11 protein-coding genes are annotated in these 22,308 nt (G+C 46.1%); all 11 read right to left on the reverse strand.

Going from position 1 to position 22,308, the window contains the following annotated elements; all coding sequences use genetic code 11:
* Positions 1–152 precede the first annotated feature (152 nt).
* The 11 genes from NSQ80_RS19295 to NSQ80_RS19345 all read right to left on the reverse strand — a co-directional run bounded on the left by NSQ80_RS19295 (position 153) and on the right by NSQ80_RS19345 (position 22,159).
* On the reverse strand, positions 153–881 hold the full coding sequence (locus NSQ80_RS19295; protein ID WP_339300462.1) for a response regulator transcription factor: 729 nt from the start codon (positions 879–881) through the stop codon (positions 153–155).
* On the reverse strand, positions 874–2,046 hold the full coding sequence (locus NSQ80_RS19300) for a sensor histidine kinase (protein ID WP_085170136.1): 1,173 nt from the start codon (positions 2,044–2,046) through the stop codon (positions 874–876). The genes NSQ80_RS19295 and NSQ80_RS19300 overlap by 8 nt, the downstream gene beginning before the upstream one ends.
* 47 nt (positions 2,047–2,093) lie before the next feature.
* Complete coding sequence (locus tag NSQ80_RS19305) at positions 2,094–4,865, reverse strand: stalk domain-containing protein (protein ID WP_339300466.1); 2,772 nt, start codon at positions 4,863–4,865, stop codon at positions 2,094–2,096.
* Between the two features lie 647 nt (positions 4,866–5,512).
* Positions 5,513–8,818 (reverse strand): SwmB domain-containing protein, encoded by a 3,306-nt coding sequence (locus tag NSQ80_RS19310; RefSeq protein WP_339300468.1) that lies wholly within the window; start codon positions 8,816–8,818, stop codon positions 5,513–5,515.
* A gap of 172 nt (positions 8,819–8,990) precedes the next feature.
* The gene (metK, locus tag NSQ80_RS19315) at positions 8,991–10,193 is read right to left on the reverse strand and encodes a methionine adenosyltransferase (RefSeq protein WP_339300470.1); all 1,203 of its coding nucleotides are present in this window, start codon (positions 10,191–10,193) and stop codon (positions 8,991–8,993) included.
* 175 nt (positions 10,194–10,368) lie between these two features.
* A complete protein-coding gene (locus NSQ80_RS19320; RefSeq protein WP_009223767.1) occupies positions 10,369–10,641 on the reverse strand; it encodes an alpha/beta-type small acid-soluble spore protein in 273 nt (90 codons plus the stop codon).
* A gap of 122 nt (positions 10,642–10,763) precedes the next feature.
* Complete coding sequence (locus tag NSQ80_RS19325) at positions 10,764–11,270, reverse strand: hypothetical protein (RefSeq protein WP_339300474.1); 507 nt, start codon at positions 11,268–11,270, stop codon at positions 10,764–10,766.
* Between the two features lie 102 nt (positions 11,271–11,372).
* On the reverse strand, positions 11,373–13,874 hold the full coding sequence (locus tag NSQ80_RS19330) for a hypothetical protein (protein WP_339300476.1): 2,502 nt from the start codon (positions 13,872–13,874) through the stop codon (positions 11,373–11,375).
* A gap of 273 nt (positions 13,875–14,147) precedes the next feature.
* On the reverse strand, positions 14,148–17,204 hold the full coding sequence (locus NSQ80_RS19335; RefSeq protein WP_339300478.1) for an Ig-like domain-containing protein: 3,057 nt from the start codon (positions 17,202–17,204) through the stop codon (positions 14,148–14,150).
* Between the two features lie 507 nt (positions 17,205–17,711).
* On the reverse strand, positions 17,712–18,053 hold the full coding sequence (locus NSQ80_RS19340) for a hypothetical protein (protein WP_028538158.1): 342 nt from the start codon (positions 18,051–18,053) through the stop codon (positions 17,712–17,714).
* A gap of 140 nt (positions 18,054–18,193) precedes the next feature.
* Positions 18,194–22,159: an S-layer homology domain-containing protein gene (locus tag NSQ80_RS19345; protein ID WP_339300481.1), complete on the reverse strand. Its 3,966-nt coding sequence runs from the start codon at positions 22,157–22,159 to the stop codon at positions 18,194–18,196.
* Positions 22,160–22,308 lie beyond the last annotated feature (149 nt).

A 22,308-nucleotide genomic window follows, 5' to 3' on the forward strand; every position in this document is an offset into this window, starting at 1 on the left:
AGACACTGGATGTAACCGCAACTTCGCCTCACTTTTCAAGATCATGAATAAAATGGTAACCCCGGCCGCAGACAGCCTCCTGTCCGTTTCCCGCCAAGCCTCCAAAACCCAGCTGCAGGACGGTAAGCACCATTTGGAATCCCCCTGCTGTCTTACAGGGTTACCCAGCCGAACTTAATCGCATTAATCACCGCTTGGGTACGATCGTCGACGTCCATTTTTTGCAAAATACTGCTGACATGGTTCTTAACCGTCTTCTCACTAATAAACAAATGCTCGCCAATCATCTTGTTGCTGCGGCCTTCCGCCATCAAGCGAAGCACTTCGGCCTCCCGGCGGGTCAGCGGGTTGTCGTCGCCGGCTACAAATTTCACGCCTGCTTCGCGGATCGCGGTATCCTCGGCAATCGCTCCCGTTTCGCTCAGGTATTCCATCCGGCGCAGCTGCTGAATCAATTTGCCCGTCACCTTCGGGTGAATGAACGCATTGCCCTCCGCTACCGTGCGAATCGCATTGATCAGGGACTCCGCCTCCATATCCTTGAGCAGGTAACCCGTCGCCCCTTTGCGCAGCGTTTCAAAAACATAACTCTCATCGTCATGAATCGACAGAATGATGACCTTCACATTCGGCAGCGATTCGCGCAACTCGGCCGTAGCGTCCACGCCGTTCAGCAATGGCATGTTAATGTCCATCAGTACGATTTCCGGCTGAAGCTGCAAGCAGCTTTCCAGCACCTGGGCGCCATCGCCGCATTCGCCAACGACTTCGATGTCTTTCTCCATATTCAAAATCCGCTTCAGACCCTCACGAAATAACTGGTGATCGTCCGCCAGGAGAACTTTAATCACTTGTCTGGTTCCACTAGTAAGACTATCCATCCTGGTACTCCTTTCTCTTATCTGAGTTGGTTGGGATATGAATGATGATTTTCGTGCCCAAGTTGGCCGCCGATTCAATTTCCATCCGGCCTTCGAGCAGCTCCACTCTCTCCCGCATGCCAATCAATCCAAAGTGCGTATGCTCTTTCGTCTTCTGTTCCAGCTGGTCCACTTTGAAGCCTAACCCGTTGTCGGTTACCACAATCCGGATCATTTGTGCCTGGTACGTGATTTCAACGCCCACATAAGTTGGAAAAGCATGCTTCGCCGCATTGGTCAGCGCTTCCTGTACCAACCTGAAGATCGCTGCCTCCATCGGAGAGGACAACCGGTGCTCTTTGCCCCGGGTTTCAAAGGTCGCTCTAATTTTCGTCTTTTCTTCGTAGTCATGTACATACTTCCGCAGCGTCGGAATCAATCCCAGATCATCCAATGCCATCGGCCGCAGATTAAAAATAACCTTCCGCATCTCTTCCAAACTCGAGCGGACCTGCGCTTTCAAATCTACTATTTCGTCTTGTACTAGTTTAAATTCCTGCTTAGCAAGCATTCTTTCTACAATTTCCGTCCTTAGCACTAGATTCGCCAGCAGCTGGGCAGGACCGTCGTGAATCTCGCGGGAGATCCGTTTGCGCTCCTCTTCCTGAGCCAAAATAATTTTCAATCCGATCAACTGACGGTTCTTCGCAGATTCCAAAATCCGGGTCACTTGTCCTAATTCACCGGAAAAATACTCCAGCACAACACTCATCTGCGAGCTGATCGTTTCGGCGCGCTCCACCGACTTCTCCACGTTGCGTGCACGCTTCTGCAGTTCGTCGCGGCGAGCCTTCAGATACATTTCCTTCTCCCGGTAAATGAGCAGGTCGAGCTGGAGCTGGGTTGCTTTTTCATAGGCTTGCTTAATATCTTCTTCAGTATAACGCACGAAGTCCCGGCTGACTTCCGTCAGCCGGATGCGGGATTTTCGGTAGTTGATCTCGAGCTGGTCTACCTTCTCTACCGTTTCCGCCGTTTCCTTCATGACATTTTGCAGCTCGTTGTTGAGCATCTTCAGCTCATTGCGGGCCGAATCTAGTATTTCCAGGATCTGCAGCTTGCTGTCTTTCAATACGCTTACGGCGTTATTAATAACGCGATCTATGGCATCCGCTTGAAAATCCACACAATCCTTCTCCGTTTCTTAGTCCGTATAGTCCCAGACTAATCATATCATGATTCGAGGGTAATGGATTTGGTTTTCTTCTCCCAATTTACGCCAATTCCAAGCTGTTCGGAGACCAAACGTAATGGGACTAAAGTCCTTCCGTTAACAATAATTGGAGAAACCTCCGCTTTGGAAGAGACCCCGTTAAGCAAAAATGTCTTCTGCCCCACCGTCAGCTCCAATACCGTAGCACCGCGGGTTACCGTGATTTTTTTGGCTGCCCCGTTCCAAGCTGCGTTCCCGCCAAAGACGTCCAGCACGTACTTGATCGGCACGTAGGTCGTGTTGTCTTTGAGCAATGGCGCAACTTCCAGGTTTTGCTTCTTCCCGTTTACCGTCATCGACTTCTGGCCGATTACCATCACTGCCTTCGCGCTTGGGAAATCTTGGTTGCTGCCGCCGGATGCAGGAGCCGTAAACCGTACATTGTCAAAAGATACGCTGCCTGTCAGCGCCCGTTCGTCCTGGCCTTCTTCGACGTTTACGACATAAAGCCGCTTCAGCTTTGCCGGGAATTTGATGTTATTTGCGGTCAGATCCGCCGTCAGCGTCTTCCAGCCGGTGTAATCCATCGGACGCGCGAGGTCGATGTAAACTGGCTTGCCGTCCGCGTCAGACAACTCGGCGCGCACCCAGTTCAGACTCGCATCGCCTAGCACATCCACCGTCAAGGTCGTTGCGTTGTCCGGGATCGCTCTGCCGCTCGTGCCGTTAAATTGGGCATAAGCAAACTTGCTGCCGGAACCGCCGGTCAGATCGTAATCTAGCTTCAACACCTTGGAGTTGGCGCGCTCGCCGGTTCCTTGCACAATGCTTACCGATCCTTTCGCTTCAGCCGGAAGACCGGTGAAGGAAATCGGGTAGGCGACGTTTTCGAAGCTTTCCCAGATCGTTTCGGTGGAAGCAGACAGCACGACCGGTGTTCCGTTAAAGCCGTCATAGGATGGCGTCGCATACGCAAACTTCGCCCCATTGTTCACGGATTGGACTGTCAGCACGCCGCCTTGTACGCTGGCTTTCATACCGCTGAACGTCCATTTCACCGATTCCGCTGGAACGTCAACCGTACGTCCATCCTTCAGCTTGGCGGTTACGGCGACCGTTACGCTGGTTCCTGCTTGCAGCGGAGCAAACGTTGTGCCCGGCGTCAGGCTTTCCAGATCCGTGCCGCCCAGCACCTTCACGTCCATGCTGGTTTTGGCTTGCCCGCTGGTGGCGGTAATTTTGGCGGTGCCCGCCTTCACGCCTTTAAAGCCGCTGTCGGTCCATACCACGTTGCCGTTGCTGGCTTGCCACGAAGCTTGGATGCCGCTCGTATCGATCGGATTGTAGTACGTATCATATCCTTTCAAAGCGTACGGCACAGTTTGCCCGATGAACAACGTGGAGGAGCCGCTGACTTTGAGACCAAGCAGCGAACCTTGCGGTGCCGTCGTAAATACGCCAAGCCCGTTGGCAACCGCGCGCTGCCCCGCCGCCCCGTTGGACGTCGTAAAAGTGAGCTGCGGCGTCGTTTCCGCCAGCGGCCGCGTGACCATCGTTGTGGAGCCGCCGCCGTCCAGGTTCAAGCCTTTCCAGACACCGATTCCCGTCATGAAGCCTTGCAGCTCCTTCAAGGTGAGGCCGGTGCTGTTGCTGTTTTTCTCGGCGGTAATGATATAGGCCGTTTTCCCGTCTTTGGAGTAACCTACTGCGGTCCGTGCCACGGCGCTGCCTCCGCTGATCGATGTCGTTGAACGGGTAAACGCCGATGCTTTGCCTTGGTCGACCAATAGCGTGTGGCCGCCAATCATCATTTTCAGATCCGCCGGGTCTACGAGTTGCCCGTCAGTCAAAGATTGCAGCTGATAGACTGTATCCACGCGCTGACCGACTTGCAGGTGAGCGGCTACATAGTCCGCCGCCGTGCCATGCGCACGCAAAATATACCCATCCGCCGGCACCGGTCCCGGAATCGCCGCTTTGATGGAGATTTGCGTAATCACGCCGCCTTGCACCAGTACCTCGGTTGGGGTTGTTGCGCTGGCCGCTGGACGTTCCTCCGCTTTCCAGGCACTCGTATAAATAAACATCTTGTTCACGTGGCTATAGGCCTTGTCCGGCTCAGTCATATAGGATTCCTGGTTGATGCCCGCAAGCGGGAACGTCGAACCGTCCTCGGCGAACACCGTACCGCTGAAGCCAAAACGGTCGATCAGCGGGGTCCCGTCATTGCGCACGGCAAAAGCATACATCCCCTGCAGCTGAGCCGGGCTGGTAACAACGGTCCCTTTCGACACCGCCGGTCCCATCGGAACGCCTTGGCCGCCGGTCGCAAAGAAATCACCGTTCACCCCGGCGACAGCCCCGGTTTCCTTGACCATCCCTTCCACGCTTTGTCTCGTCGTTACTTGTCCCCCTTTGCCGGTCATCACGTCCAGCTGGACGTAAGGATTCGTCAAATCCACCTCAATTACATCGGTCAGCACCTTCACCGGTTTGCCCGACCGGGTCACCGTGTACTCGTATTTCACGAGCTTGGCCCCCGACGTGATCATTTCTTCGCTAAGCTTCACCGTTTGGCTTGCTGCTGCTTCCGCAGTCAAAGCCGGTCCCGCGATCGGTCCAATGCCAATCACAGGCTGAATCCATATCAATCCCGCCAGCGTGACAAGTGCGATGCGTTTGCCGCTCTTTGCCACCAGGTGGGCCAACTTCGAGTTTTGACGTTCGACAACTTCCAGATCCATATTCACTTGGATTTGGTTTGTTCCGGTTTCGTCTCTTCTGACTACCATTTTGTTAGACAACTCTCCCATCTGTTCATGCTTCTAACGCGCTTCTATAAAGCTAGTCCCTTATTAATAGACTACTTTTGAGCCGAAAAGTTACGAAATTTAGCAAGATTGTTAAAGGAACCTATCAATTTCTTTAACTTTTGTGGAATATCTATGTGGGTAATGTGGATATTGGGGATAAATTCTGTGGAAAACTAGGATAACTTTTGTTCGTTCCTCTTATCGCATGTGCTTAACTTCTGTGGATAATGTGGATTTGGTAGATAACTTGTGAGCAAAACTTTCCCCGAAGGAAGGCCTCGCTCCGCCTTGCTCAACTCCGAACACCGCACTTATGCACATACGCACTTACTCACAAACACATTTACAATCTGCACGCCCCTTCTCGCACCTCTTTTACACGATTATCCCTTTCGTTCAGAAGGGAGAGCTTGAGATTTTTCGGTTCCCTTGGAGCGCCGCTTCACCCAAAGTAACGGTTGCTGGGGCAGCTTCAACTGAGCATCTCTCCCCTCTTCTCCACAACCGGATTCAAACTGATGCAACGGGATAATCCCCGCAAGAGATCTGGCCGCCTACACCCCCTCCTCAGTCAAAAAAAATCCCGACACCTGGGTTCCTCCCCTAGTGCCGGGAAACGTTGTGGATTAAATGTAGTTCAGTTTATCCAGGACACGTTTCAGCATGACCGCCGCTTGCGCACGTGTCGCATTGCCTTGCGGCTGGAACGTATTTGTCGTCACACCTTGAATGATGCCTTCCTTCACGGCTTTGGCCACCGTGTCCTTGGACTGGATCTTGGCCGCGTCCTTGAACTTCGTTAGCGTTGCCGTGCTCGCACCGGTCATCGACGTATTGTAGCCGGCGTATTCCATCGCCCGCACCATCATCAGCGCCATTTGCTCCCGCGTAATGTTGCTGTTCGGCTTAAACGTGCCGTCCGCGTTACCGTTGATAATCCCGGCCTTCGCCGCAGCCCCGATGTACGCCGCTGTCGTCCCAGAAGAAACGTCCGGGAAGCGACGGGCATAGGATTCATCTCCAGTCAGTCCGAGGCCTTTTGCAATGTAGACCGCAAATTCAGCACGGGTAATTTTTTTCTCCGGTTCAAACTTCGACCCCGAAGCAGCCGTTACGATCAAGCGACTGGCCAACTCATTAATGTCCGCACGAGCCCAATGCTTGGTCGTGTCAGAGAAGTAACTGTAGCCCACCGCCGGACCAACTACAGCATTGCCGTTAATCTTCCCGTTAAAGATGATTGCACTGCCGCTAGTTGTTGTTTTAGACGGAACAAAAGATACGGTTTGTGTATTTACGTCATATTTCATAAGCAAAAATTGACCATTAGGCGAAGTATTTGTCGCTCGGAAGTAAAGTTGTCCGTTGTGGGACACCTCTACCGCGTTTTGCGAATTCACTCCGTTAAATGCTGACACATAGATTTGCACCGGGTCCGTCATCGGGGTTGTTGTGACGCCATTACTGTAGTTCGTCCCCGGTAATTGTGCTTTCGTGACCGTCTCCAGTTGAATGGTAAGATAAGCTGAGTTTAATGCACTGACATTAAGCAACCTGGAAATTTCGGTAAACGGAATCTTTTCCACCGGCAATTCATACATCACATGATTATATTTGACCATAAACGAAGCCGTTTTTCCTCTACTATAAACATCCATCAGTGCACTAAGTGGAACAGCCACTTCTGCTGCTTTCTCGGTAGAAGGTACCTCAAATACCACTTTGCGGACTGAAGCGTTGCTGTCTACTAAATATCTAAAGGCCGTCTGCAGCTTGGTATTATCGATTGTATATTTTTTTGTTCCTGCGCCTAAACGCGACCGGCTGTCAGTAGCTTGGGCCGTATTCACGTTTAACAGATATCCACTAACTCCGAACTGAGCATTACTCATGACGGTCAGATAATCCGGTTGGACCCCGTTTGGCGTTGTAGACTGACCACCCATTAAGTTTTGTACCGATAAATTATTAAAGCTTTTTATCATGTTGCCCAGATTATCATATAAAGGTGCCGCACCTGTCAGATAGGACAATGTTACGACCTGCCCGGCTGTTACAGCAGAGCTCAGTTTCAGGATGACCGTATTGCCACTAATAGTCGCGGATTGAACCCCACGGTTCACGTTATCCACATTTACGTAGAATTGATTAACCGGAACATATGACGCCGACTTTAATGTAGAATTGAACGTTATGGTTAGCGTATCTCCCGTGACCGTGGCTGAACGAACCCCCTCAACTACGGTACTGTATGTTACCGGCTGCAGGTTGATGTAACCCGCCAGGTTTCCATTTAGATCCGCGATGCCACCTGTACCCGATACATAAGATAACGTTACGTTCTGATCTTTTGTAAATGACGAAGCCAAGGTTAGGATCACTTGGTTGGATACAATTTCAACACCTGTGACATATACCGGTGCATTATTAACCAGTATCGAAAATTGGCTTTTTAACGGTGTCGGGCTGGTACGCAATGCTTCATTATACGTTAAGATCACTTTGTTGCCAGAACCCTCAACCCCTTGAAATACAGGTGCCACTGAATCATATGTGTTGCGAACAAAGTAATCGGTGAAGCCCGCGATATCAAAACCGCGGTAATCCTGCAGTGGATAAGAACCTGGTGTATAGGATACTTTGACAACATCACCGTTCGAAATCAAGCTGGACAAATACAGCGTAATGGTTGAGCCGCTATGGGATAGACTACTTATCCCCCTGGAACTTCCATTAGCCGTAACCGTGAATTGTTGATAAGCATAACTCGAAGGGCTCTTAAGTGAATCACTAAAATACAACGTGACCGTGTTGCTTGTTGCATACCCGTCTTTTGGCTTCGGCATAACCGAGTCAATCCCGTTAGTAACTACTTTTCCGGTGAAGGCAGCCGCAGCATTTCCGGCCACATCCCGAATCCCCGAAGTGCTACCCGTATAACTGATTTTCACATCCTGCCCGACAGCTACACCAGTCTCTAGGTTTACATATACAGCATCCCCGGATACGGTAACATAACTAATCCGACGTGTTTCTCCATTCACCGTCACTGTGAAATAGGAAGTGGGCAAATTTGAAGTGGACAGCAATGGCTCATTGTACAATAATCGAATAGCTGTGTTGCTATACATCGTTGCGCTTTGGAGTACGGGTGCAGTTTTATCAGGAGCAGCAGTTTGGAAGCTCCAACGATTACTTCCACTTATTCCTGCATAATAAATTAATGTATTCTGAGCATCGTAAATCCCGTTCCCCGCAATTTCAATATAATAACTAGTACCCGCCTCCAGCGTTGAACTTGTTGGATAGATTGTCACAAGATTGGAACTCGCCGACACCGTAATAGGTACGATTGCATTGTTGCTAGATTTTTTAAGCGTAATTCCCCCATTTGCAACACCAGGATTCAATCTAATATTTCGGTTAAACGTAATCGTTGGTTTGGTGTTAATGCTGACATTCGTACTCCCATTGCTCGGACTAAAGGATGCAGATAGTGCCGTCGTTGAAGATTTGGCTGTCGTAAAAGACCAGCTATAGGCTGCCGTAGTTTCACCGCTTCCTTCGATAGTAAAAGCATCCTCAGGCAAAGAAACGGTGTACACTGTGTTATATTGCAATAAAGTTGGTGGCGTCAATATAATAGAATCTCTATAAGTAGATTCCGTAACGGTAATTTCTTTTTTATCTGTCACCCCGCCCAAACTTGTAGATATCGTATACATCTGCGTTCCGTTCGTCTTGATTCTCGCCCCAGGAACGCTGATCTGCAGTTTGGTATCGACTGGAACATTCGTAGAACCGTTCGCGGGAACCACAGTAGGTAATGGTGCAGTGGCACTTGCCGCGCTCGCAACGTCCTCTCCCCATACTCCTATGAACATATTAAATATCATCGCAATAACAATCCATAACGAGAGTTTCTTTTTCATTTCCTTTCCCCTTCCCCGGTTGCAATCATATATGTAAAGTAAAAAATGATACGAGTTCAAGACATACCTATAATTAATAACGGCAAAAGGTAGCAGCGAGTTTAGAATTCAGGGAATAAAAAAAGGATACTCACCCAAATAGATGAATATCCTTGTCTTAAACAATATACAATTACAGCCCTGCTTGTGCCTTCAACAACTCGGCCTTGTCCACTCTTTCCCAAGGCAGATCGATGTCCGTACGGCCGAAATGACCATAAGCCGCGGTTTGACGATAAATTGGACGACGCAGATCCAACATACGGATGATTCCCGCCGGGCGAAGGTCGAAGTTCTGACGCACGAGCTCCACCAGCTTCTCTTCCGACACCTTACCAGTTCCATACGTGTCAACGTTAATAGATACCGGGTTGGCAACGCCAATCGCATACGCTAATTGGATTTCCACCTTATCGGCCAGCCCTGCAGCAACAAGGTTCTTCGCAACATAGCGAGCGGCATACGCTGCGGAACGGTCTACCTTTGTCGGGTCTTTGCCCGAGAAAGCGCCGCCGCCATGACGAGCATAACCGCCATACGTATCCACGATGATTTTACGTCCGGTCAAACCGGCATCCCCTTGAGGACCGCCAATAACGAAACGGCCTGTCGGGTTAATAAAATATTTTGTATCCCCGTCCAGCAACTCTGCCGGAACAACAGGGAGAATCACATGTTCTTTAATATCCCTTTGGATTTGTTCCAAAGTGATTTCCTCAGCGTGCTGCGTCGACACGACAATCGTGTCTACACGTTTCGGTTTGCCGTCAATATATTCAATCGTCACCTGGGTTTTGCCGTCGGGACGAAGATAATCAAGCGTACCGTGTTTACGCACTTCGGAGAGGCGGCGTGCAATTCGATGCGACAGAGCGATCGGAAGCGGCATCAGCTCCGGCGTTTCGTTCGTAGCAAACCCGAACATTAACCCCTGATCGCCGGCCCCGATATTTTCCGTCTCTTGATCGACTTGAGCCTGATCGCGACTTTCCAGAGCGGCGTTTACGCCTTGCGCGATATCAGCCGACTGTTCATTCAGCGATGTCAGAACGGCGCAGGTACTGTAGTCAAAACCATATTTAGCACGCGTATAGCCGATTTCCTTAACCGTTTTACGAACGATCGCTGGAATATCGACATACTCGGATTTCGTACTGATCTCCCCGATTACCAGCACCAACCCGGTGGCTACAGACACTTCACAGGCTACCCGAGCATAAGGGTCATTTGCCAAAAAAGCATCAAGTACCGCGTCGGAAATTTGGTCACAAATTTTATCCGGGTGCCCCTCAGTGACAGACTCGGAAGTAAATAGGTGTCGCCCTTGTACGGACATAGTTTCAACCTCCCTTGGATAGTATGGCTATAGCCTGTCTATCCAATACAATATACAGCCCAATCAAAAAATGAACCTTTCCCAAATCGGAAAAGGTTGGATTAACATCCTCAAAGGAAATAGTATCGCATTTGCCAAGTCATGTCAAAATAATTCATGACTTTTGTGGAATAATTTATAGGATAAAGTTCCGTTCAGCATGGGCGATGAGGCGTTTCGTAATTTCTCCGCCGACAGAGCCGTTTTCGCGGGAAGTTAAATGTCCCCAGCTTCCGCCATGGCTTTGCCCGCCGCCAAGAGCACCCAATTCACCGGCGAATTCTGTATCCGCTCCCGCTCCTGTCGCACCATATCCTACGGGCAAACCAAACTCAGCGGCGATTTCATATTTCCATTGTTGTAAGACTTGACGACTTTCCGGTACGATTTTCCGATTGCCTCTTGCCATAATCCAGACACCTCCTGAAAAATTGGTTTCAGAAGTAGCATAGCCTCACTTAACCTTCGTTACGCTCAGGAAGTATTGTCTGTGCTGCCCAATCTTGCCATATGGCAACCGGGCGGCCTAGGCTATTTAATTTGGTATCCGCCCCGCACCATGACAGTTAAGTTGTGGGTGTCGCCTTCCTGAACCTGAATCCCACGGCCTTCCCTTGGGAAAGACAACAGGTGGTTGTTCGTAACCGTCCCGCCATTCGGAATATCCTTCCCGTCAGTGAGGTCCGCGACACCATTGGCATCCGCACTATATACTACAGCTTTACCAGCGCGAACGATAAACTCCGCCCCTGCAGAAGCGATAAGAATCTTGCCGGGTTTAACATTCACGATTTTAATCCCATCGTTGCTGGAACTGCTGTCAGAATCTCCAGTGGAAGGTGCGCTTGGTGAACTGGAGCCTCCATTCCCAAGAGCTTGCTGAATGGCTTGATCCACATAGCTCTTCGTAACCACGGGATCATCTGCGGTCCCTGGCGTTGTCCCTGCCCCTTCCGCCTGCATATTCAGCAGCGATCCTGCCCAAACACTGCCGCCAATCAATACCACGGCCGTTGCGATTTTCCAACCCGTCTTCATCATGTTCCTCCTCTATGACTCTGTTATTGTCTATGATAGAGGTTTTGGTAGAAAGGAACAAGCCCAAATCCGAGAGGGATTTGGGCTTGCTTCATATGGATGTTAGCGATTCGAAGAAGAAATATAATAATAGCCTTGGCTGCCTAATTTAAGTTTTTGACCCTGGAATACATCGTACACATTAAATTGGAAGCTTCCAGAAGTTCTATCTTGGAAAGCAGCATCATCAAAAGAGAAGCTTGCACTTCCACCATTGGTCACTTTAAGGTCAGATTCTGGCACAAATTCTTTCTCGAAAGCCCGGCCTGAAGAGTCAACGAGTTCGATTAAGTATTTATGACCAAATTCGCCAATCGCATAGTCCATGTTTCTCGTGAGATTGTAATCAAATACAACATTCACTGACGTCGAACCAGTCAAGGTGGCTCTAACATTTTTTACAGTCAACGAGTATGGGAACAAATCCAAGTTAGTTAAATTGGATTTGATACTTGGAGTTGTTAACTGAAGCTCCAATGCAGCTGCGTTGACATAACCAGTTGGTTCACCTTTAATCGGTGTCATTTTGTTGTCAGTGATACCTTCACCAACGACCAACTTCATATCCGAAGTCGAAATATTTCTTGGTACTTTTGCCCAGAATGCCACGATGCTCTTCTCTCCAGGACCCGCAGAAGTTTCAATCTGGCTCACCGTTGCCTTATATGTCTGACCCTCAGATCCTACGAAAGCACCCGCAAATTGAGACAGATCGATTTGACGATCTTCTTTATTTTGGGCTTCCAACTCAGTGTAAACTAGATTGGAGGAAGTACCACTATAAACAAACGAACGAAGTACCTTTAATTCTTCATTACGCCCAGGAGTCTCCAAACTATAAGTTGATCCGGTTGCGATAGTTGGAAGCTCTGGCAACGAACCCCCATTGACAAATTGCACCCACTCAGAAGTGCTATTTTCACCCAGCTTCTCCAATAGGGCAATTTGCAACTGGCTGAAGCTCAAATAACTTGGCACCTTAGTCACCACATAAACATCCGTTGAAGTATTTGGCCCTAATAAACCTACGCTCTGTGAGGTAATGAAGTTTGTGCTTGAAGTAAGAATAGCACTATCAAGCTTCACTTGTCCTGACAATTCCGGAAGCAAGATGGTTTTAAATCCGGTGTTATTGATTGTGATTTTTGCGGAAACCAGGTCGCCATCACTCCACGGCAATCTTTGGATCGAGCTAAGCGTGACACCTAAAATGCCGTTTGGAGTCTGAATAAATTGCTTCTGACCGATCATATTCTGCAGAGGTTGAACCTCCGGTAAAGCAAATATCCCGGCCGGATAACTAAAGTTATCCTTCGAATCTGAAGCAACAGGCAGATTCATAAAGAGCTGCGCATTCTGTGCACTCACATTTGCAGGCACGCTTACACTTAAATTCATGGTCTTCTCTTCAAGAGGTTCTAGTACGTAATTGTCTGGAACCTGAGTGGTAATCGGAAGGCGGTATCCATCCTTAGTTTGAAGTTGGAATTGATATTTAGGGATAGTAACCGTCGTTCCCGTCGTATTTCTAAAGTTAAAACGAATCGATAAACTATGTTCATCAAAGCTCTGCAACAACGTTGCGCCGCTAACCTTAACGGCTATTTTGCCGCTCCCTAAGGCGATAAACTTCTCGATATTCGGTTGAACAGCTAAGGACTGACTTGTTGCATTCGGTAATTGCATGGTTGCGATTGGTAAATTAAGCTTCGAGGTTTCATCCTCTTGGATTAGTTGCAATTCTAAATTAGTGAGCTTGATACTCTTAGGAATTTCAGCCATCAAATTTAAAGTTTTATTGTCCTGAGGCTGAATCTTATAATCCGAGCTGGTTGGATCTGCAGACATCGGATAGCTTGCTCCATTTGCCGTTTTAATGACAAACTTAATTTTAGGATCTTGGAACAGGTTATAGCCAATGTTTTGTAGATTCAACCCTACGCTGACATAGTTATAATCACCAGAGGTAAAGGAAGCGAATTGGTTTACCTTCGCCTTAACTGGTGTATCGAACATTTTTAATGTCTTAGATTGATTGGACGGTGTTGATGTTAAATATGCAGCAGGGATCTTAAACTGACCCTTTATACTTTCATAATTTGCCTGATTAAAATCCCATTTTATCACTTGGAACACCAAATTGCTAATGGTTACATTCTTACCTACTTTAGCAACATAGGTCAAAGTAGTAGAAGATCCCGCAGACAGTGTTTTCTTTGACTTGTCCTTAGTCATAAGAGATGTGCTGTACGTCGTGCCACTAGTAGTTTTAACTTTGGACCAATAATCCAACAAATCTAATGTCTTATTATCGCCATTTTGAATTGTTAATGTGTAAGTAAGTATATTTTCCTCGTCAAGATTCAGAATATTAACATCAGTCAGGCGCATTGTACTTTTTGCCGTGATCTTTATAGAGTTTAAATTAGCCAAAGTATGTACAACTGTCTTCGTTGGTTGAACAGTAGTCTTCGTTGTTGCGCTTGTTGCGGCCAGGGCTCCATGAGCGCCACTAATTAACATGGTTATGCACAATATAACTGCTGTTACTGGCTTCTTACTCAACTTTTTACCTCCTCATAAAATATAGTTCTCTTAATAATAACGTTTGATTGAGAAAAATGTTTCAGTACGTTACTATATCGTCATTTCAAAGTTACTGACTACTTTTTAGAAAGTTGTTCTACAAGATTATTTTTCTCCATACAGTTTTCTGTAAGTAAAATTCTAATTATTTTCGCGAGCAACTATTATAAAACTCACCTTATAATAGAAGCAAAAAAAGAAAGAGAGCCTATTTTTAGGCTCTCTTTCGGTACAGCTTACTAATTACAACTATTATTGTACTTCGTAAACAGTAACACCAGCAACTGCATTACCAGCGTTATCTTTAATTACCTTAGCACCTTCGTTACTGTCAGAAAGGGCAATTCCAACATACGAACCAGATGTCAGTGCAATTGGGCTTGTGAATGTTACTTGAACTTGATTTGGTGCCGATTGAGTGTAAGAAATATTAGTAGCATCAGCGCCATTTACAGTTACAGTGAATACGCTGCTGTTAGCAGCAACAACAACATTTTCACTGAAGGTCAAGGTTGCAACATACACATTTGTACCAGCCCCAGCAGCTACTGTGAACTTCTTACCATCAACTTCAACGATGACAGGCTTAATGCCATCTTTAATCGGAGATGTTGCAGTAGTATCTACTTTGAAACCAAATACATCTTGAGTATTTGCAGTTGGAGCTTGAGTATTTGTACCAGCAGTTCTCGAAATAAAGTGCGCATCCAGGGTTGCAGTACCTACTCCATACGCCAAGTCTTTGCTAACCTTGAACGTAGCAATTGTATCATTTCCATCATACTTATAACCTGCAAGGGAAACGTCATATACATCAGATGTTACAGTGGATTTAACACCAAACTCTCTTGCATCGATGTTAACCAATTTCCCATCGAATTTAACTTCAACCGTGTTCTTATCCAACGCCTTAACGTCGGTTGCACCTACTACATGAGCGGAAGTAACAGCAATTTCACCAATATAAGCATTGTTTTCGTATGCATAGCTTCCATCTTTATCTGCAATCAGAGAAACGCGAAGCTTATTAGCTCCTCCAATGATTGCATGATCTGCAGTGTAAGGTACAGTGATTTTAACAGTTTCAGGAGTGATCAGTTCAACAGTCGAATCAGTTGGCAATGCTTTGTAAGTTACTCCATTGTCAGTGCTATAATTGTACTTCGCTGCAGTCAAAGCACTTCCGTTACCTTCAGTAGCAACTGGTCTGCTGAAAGTTACATAGAAATATACATCACGTTTTGCACTTGTACCAGTTTGAACTTCAACCCAGAACTTTTTAGCTTCAAAAGTTGCGGTTTTGTTTACGGAGAAACCAACAGAAGTTGGCAAAATTGTGTTTGGAACATAAGCCGTATCTTGAACACCAGTAATATCAATTGTGTAGTCACCGTTGTCAAGACGACCAGCTAATGTAAATTTAACTTTTTTACCGTCAACAGTACCGGCAACAATTGGATGTCCGTTAGCGTCCAAGCCTTTGCCTACAACTACCTTGCCATCCTTGTCACGGAAAGTAAAGTTTGCAGTAGCACCAGCATTAGAAGCAACATTTTCATTGAACTCAATTGTTACTACAGAGTTACCACTTGCATTTGCCTCTTCAGAAGCACCTTTAACTTCTGGACGTTCAGCATCAGGTGTTGGGCTAACTTTAACTTCGCGTGTTGCGGAGTTATTGCTGTAGTCTGTAACGCCTTCAATAACAATGTTGTTCTCACCAAGGCTCAAAGCGTTAGCTTTATCAAATTCAACTGTGATTTCATCGGAACCTTTAGTCCAGCTGATTGGCGTTTTAGAACCTTTGGAAGAAACTGTGTTGTACACTTTGCCAATCGATTTTACTGGTTCATTGAATTTAATTGTAACTTTGGTGAAGTCTCCACCCGTTGCAGATACAATACTTGGAGCTTCTTTATCCTCAGCAACTGTAAACTCTGTTTCCAAAGGAACGACTTTCAGACCCGAGAAATCTTGAACATCGCTTACTACAAGTTTATGAGTTCCCAGTTCCAATTCAGTGTTAACAACTACCGTTTTGCTGTCGACATAGTCGATAAATGCAGTAATTGCTTTACCGTCAACTTTATAGTTAGAAGATTTAACTACATCAGCACGATCAACTGGTTCAGAGAACACTACTTTGTAAGCCTTTGTACCAAGACCAACGACTTCTTTAACACTAGGAGTCGTTACATCGACAGGAGTGAAAGTAACTTCTTGTTTGATAGTCTTGGACTTATCAGAGCTCTTAACCCCATCAACAGTCAACTTAGTTTCCTTTTGATTTTCCAAGTTATTGCCTTCGGATTTGAACTCTTTAGCCAAAGTTAACACAACAGTTTTTCCGTCTTCAGAAAGAACTGCATCTTCAATTACTCTGTTCAATTTGTAGTTTGCTTCATTTTCAGCTGTTTCTTTATCGACTTTACCGTCGAAAACAACTTTAATTTCTTTAAGGTTGTCAGCGGAAACACTTTCCACTTTAGTTGCTTCGGTCACTGTGTATTCTACACTTTCATTGTACTCATGACCATTATGAGTGAATTTAACCTCATTTTTACCAGCTACCAATTCTTTTTCCAACGTTACTTTCACTACTTCGCCATTGGAGAGCGTGAACTCAACGTTCTTGCTGTCCAATACTTTGTAGGATTTAACAGTTGGAACTTGAGCAGCTTCGTAGATAGCATAAGCTGCTACAACTGCTTGGGAGCGAGTTGCTTGAGCTTGGTAGTTGATGCCGTCAGCCAGGTAACCAGCGTTAACAGCTGCTGCTACATAACCTTTCGCCCATGCGGATGCCGTGTTGTTAGCGTCAGCAGGAACTTCCAGTTTCAGAGCAGTTACCAGAACTTTAGCCAGTTCTTGTACAGTTACTGCGCCGTTCGGATCGAACAGTTTTTTAACTGCGTCTTTACCATTGAGGATGCCAGCTTGTGTAGCAGCTTCAATGTAAGGACGGCCCCAGTGGTTCGCATAGTTCTTATCGTTGTAAGAAGTAGCGTCAACTGGTTCCAGGCTCAGGGAGTTAACGATGATTTTCGCGAGTTCAGCGCGAGTCAACGTTCTTTCCAAGTGGGACAGGCCGTCTGGGAAGCCAGATACGATACCTGCTTCTTTCAGAGCGTTAAATTGTTGCTCTGGAGTCAGTTTGGCATCAGCACCGAATGCTACGGAAGCAAACATGGAGAATGCCATTGCTGTAGACAAAGCTACGGACAAAATTTTCTTCATAACCTTTTTTTCTCCTCCTTGATTAACTATCACATGAGAATTTTCTTTAAATGAATAGCTCGTGTTACTCATTAGCCATTGCACCCCCTTTCCAGAGCTTGAGCAGGTTTCCTATAAATTAGGTCTGCAGCAGAACTGCAGAAACTTGTAAACGAGAATGAATAGAATGTAGAAATAGACTAGTTTCCTAATCCTACCTAAACATTATACAATGGGTCCCCAGAGCCGTAAAGCTAATTTTTCTAATAGATAGACAAGTTTCCCTATGAGGGAGACCTTGCCATGTCTAAAACAGTCGCCATTGCCAATGCTCTACATCTTAAACGCAGCAGGTTTCAAAAAGTTGCGGGGGATTTAAAAAAAATTGCGAGATTGTAACTTTTTCTAAGATTCCCCTGTGTTACGCCTTTTTTACTCCCTTACCGCCTGACGGAAATTAGTATAACATGCCGAAATATGTCAGTCATTAAGCAACTTTTCCCATTTTCGCGCTATCTCCATTGTATGTGAGCGCACGACAAATAAGACGTCCAATTTTGGACGCCTTATGGGTAAATCTCGTACCCAAGCGGCCGCAAGTTACCTTACTCTCATGGCCAATTGGATAATACGAGCCCGCATTTGCGGATCGGTATTCAGTTTCTCATACATCTCGTCGATGGCTTTTTTGTTATCTTTGTATGTCTTCTCATGCTTCATCGTGTTATGAGACCATTCAATCAGTTCGTTTTCGGCTGCACGTAGCTCGGTGAATGCGTCATGGAAGCCCGTCTCAATTACAAGGCTCTCCATAACCTCTTGGGTTACTTCTTGAAGCTTAGCCGTTTCTTCAATGCGCTTCTCCAATACTTTGGATCTATCCTCAAATTTGCGCTTAGCTTTGGAATAACCCAACTGCGGTTTCGATAGGATCGGTTTCATCTGTTCAAGTTCACCCTTTTGCATATTGTCTATTACTCTGCTTATTTTAACGTAAAGCTCTGGAAAACACAAAAAGATGTAATTGGAAATAAAGAGACGGCCTTGGTTAACCTTGGCCGCCTCCAGTCATTGAACGCCTATTAGCTTAGGTTTTTAGGGAAGATAGACGAGCTTTTCTTCAGAAGTTCAACCGCAACTTTCCCTGCCTCAGCTCTCGTCATGTTGTTTTTCGGATTGAAATTGACGGATGCTTTCTTGCTGCCTGCCGTCGTAACACTTTGTCCATCCATGATTTTCGCTTTGTAAACAGCTTGCACGGCTGGACGTGCATAAGGATCAATTCTTCCCGAATCCAGGAATTGCTTAGCCAACGTTGCATTCAACTTACTATCATTAGCCGGAAGCTTCAGTTTGAGTGCACGAGCAATCATCATGGCTGCCTGTTCTCTGGTGATCGGCTCCTCAACCCCAAAGTATCCTTCAGTAATACCTGTAATGATCCCTGCACGGGAGGCCGTTTCAATATACTTGAACTCCCAGGTATCTGTTTTGGCATTTGGTACAACGTCAAAATAAGTTTGAACTTTATTGTCATAATTCAATGGGATATTAAGGCCTTTGACCAGCAATGTAGCAAATTCCCCGCGAGTCGTCAGATCGTCGGCTCCGAACGTATTCGGCTGCAGATTTGCCATAATTCCCTTCGAATACAGAGCATTCAGCATATTCCGTGCCCATGGATGGTTCGTGATATCGCTGAATCCACGGCTTTGCTTCATGACAACATAGTAGCCAAAATCATCAAAAGGCACGGTAATGGTATTGTTCTTCGTATCGACAGTCCCGCCGATATTCTCCCATTCCGAATTTTCGGTGAATCGGAATACCGTTACCGTAGTTCCTGCCTCATCCACGACGCTCTTGTTGAAGGCTAGCTTCAACGTGCCGCGTTGGGAAGGTACAAGCTTTCTTTCTGGTTCTCGTAGCAAGAGATCCCGGAAGTTTTGGGAATCGGAGTACTGCGGCAAAATCGAATATGGCGGCAAACCATTTGTCGCCGGCTTATACGAATCTCCGCTTCCATACTCGCCGTAACCCCCGTTAATCCAGTAAACATCAGAAACTCTAGTGAAATTGCTTGTTTTGGCCGTTGAGTTGAACAACTCAGACAAGTCCTCTGGCAAAGTCAAGGTTGCTAAGCCATTTGGTGTTCTTTCGTCCTTATCAATGTTAAAGAAGTTTCCGTAATCGTTCCGGCGCTCCAAGATCCCGTTCTTAGGATCTGCAATCCCAAATAACAACTTATTGTCCGGATAAAATTTAGTTACGCTACCCTCAGGTACATTTGCTGTTTTTAATACGGTACCTTTAGGGAAAGTTAACTCCAACGCTTTATTAAACGCCGAATACTTCGTGGCCGGTTTCTCCGTCATATACTGCGAATCCACAGCAACAGCACTCGTATAATAAACCTCTATAGTGTCATTAAGCGTTTCGGTTCCACGTATAATTTGAATTTTGATCTTGGTCGTCTTATCCGGTTTGAGCCCTACAAAATCATAGATAAATCTTGCCGGTGCATTTTCAGGCAGGTCCGTACGACGAATGGCTTCCCCTTTATCAATAATGACTCGGGTTGCACCTTCAGCCTCAATATCGAACCGAACAAAGTTCTTGTTAACGATGATCTGATCGCCTACCGTCGGAACCGGAGATAGAATCCGATATGGTGCCAATACGCGAGAAATCTCCAGTCTTTGCAAAGTCCGGGCTCCCGTAGAATTGATAAGCTCCAGATTATATACCTGACTTCCCAGCGAATCCAGTGCAATATCCTTAATTCTCAATACAAACTTGCCGTTAAATACAGCCATGTCATAACCAACGTCCGGTTTACCGCTCCGAACAATGGTTCCTGTAATAATTTGAGTGCTTGTCATCGCCGTTGAAGTCAGATCCGCAGTAGGTGCGTCAGTTTGAGAATTAAAGACGCTTTCGGAGCCGCGCATCAAGTTAATAATTTTGGCTCCTGCCCCTTGAATGATCAGATCATAATTCTTGGCGCTAGTTTCATAAATCTCTCCAACCAACTTAAACTCAGGCGAGCCCGCAAGAATTTGGGTCAGCTGTGTGTTAGCTCCGCTCGTATCATTCAGATCCAGACCTGTAAACGTTACTGCTGGATCAAAAATCTTCGGACGGAAAACAGTGATGTTCGAGACATTTGTGTCCAGAATGTACAGTCTCAACTCTTTAACAACCGTTCTGGAATTCCCCTTACCATCCATGGATACCCCGCTGAATTTAATACGGTTCTCACCATAATATAAGGGGCCGTTAACATCGATCGGCAGTTGAATCGAGAAAGTAGGCGCAGCCGTCGTTGGATTAAAGGCAATAGGAGGCGTCAACTTATCATTAGAAACCCCATTCACAAAAAACTGTGGATTTGACAGGTTTTCAAAGTCGCGGTACTCCCCATTAATATCTACGTAAAGGTTCGCTTTACTTGAATCTACCGAAATCGTTTGACCATCATACAAGCCTTCAACATAGATGTAGTTTTTCGTTGCATACGTAATAGTAGCAATTTTGGATGCACTGGAGGTACCAATGCTAAATTTCACTTGTTGTGTACCACTGGAAAATCCTGTGATTTGGAAAACATGCTGTGTTGCTGTCCCCGTAGTTACAGGAGTAATTGTCGGTCCAGTAGTCCCTCTTGGCAAGTAGACTGCTTTAAGATCACTACTGTTAAACGCTTGGTCTGCCGTAACCAAAATGTAAAAATTATCTTTATCGGCTTGAGTACCATCCAGATCTGGAAGATCATTGATGTTGGCTGGCGGCGTTGAACTGTCCTTCATATATTTCAATCCGGTAACACCAATCTCGCCTGGAAGGTATTTGAAGTTGATATTCAGAGATGTCGAATAAGTTCCATCATATTGCACGCTAAGATTAAACTTTTGGTCTCCACTTCCAAAGGTGAATGGCACACTAACTTCAACTAATCTGTATGCACGGGATACACCGTCTGGTGCAGGAATTTCCGTTTCTGTGGCAGTAAATGCCGTGAACGGCGGATTTGTCGTGTTGAAGAAATCCGTCAGTGTCACATTGCCTTTTCCAGCACCTTGCGATGCACCAAAGGCATTACCAGTATCATTTAATAACATCGAGAACTTGAGTGTTCCAGACACAGGCAGTGCCGGTGTTGTGGCTTCTGTGATGGTTGCCACTTTATTGTTCACATCATATTCAGCACCGTTATACTGGACGGCAATCGTATCGAACGGTTTATTTTTATCAAAGTAATAAACGGAGCGCTCAATTGTAACAGAATCCGCGCCGCTTTTAACAGTAATTGTAATTTTGTTAAGGCCTGGTTTCAAATTAAGGGCAGGCGAAAAGAATTTGCCCGTTTGTGTTAATGTAGTGACTAAACCCGTGCCCCCATTCACACTAACGGTTACTTCCGTCGCGTTCTTCACTTCACCGGAGATCGAGACGTTTTCTTTATCTGCAACAACCTCCGAACCCTCGTTTAAGTAAATGGTTCCATAACTGGATCCTAACAATTTCAAATCTTGTACGTAAGGAACTTGATCAAATAAAGCATAGAATGTCGATTCACGTGTTATCCCATTCTGGGAACCCGATAACGTAATTCGGTTAAACCCTGGGAATAACGGCAAGTTGGTAACTTTGAACTTATCCTGGAAAGATGACGAGGTATCCCTAGAGATATTCCCATTTTTAAATTGAGAACTATCTGTCTCCCAGACCCCCTCACCCGTAGCCTGATTTGTAACTTTAAAGGTCAAACGTTCAACTTTAACCTTTAGGGAGTCCTCAGTAACCTGAGAATAAGTACCGGTAAAAGTCATCGTAGGAAGCGTTGTTGTATACATTCGGCTATCCCGAGCGACTTGGTCTGGACCGGGAGTGAGTGTTAACGTAGTCGTATTTCTCAGAGTTAAGTCATCCGGAATAAAATAGTTGCCCTGAGCAGCATTGGCCGTAGGAACGAACCCCGATGGCAACAATGTGATGATCAATGCTGTAAGCATCAACCATATGAAGGGCTTCTTCAAGCGTTGCATGGATTAATCTCTCCTTTGTCATGTAGTGTGTGTTGATGTCCCCGTCAAAGTTCTGCAGGGACTGCCCATAAGCGTCACTTACATATGTTATCGGTCGAAAGTTGGAAGAATTTTAGGAAAACATGAAAGAGAATCCAACAAAAATCCTG

It is taken from the genome of Paenibacillus sp. FSL K6-2441 (assembly GCF_037964765.1).
GTDB lineage: Bacteria > Bacillota > Bacilli > Paenibacillales > Paenibacillaceae > Fontibacillus > Fontibacillus phoenicis.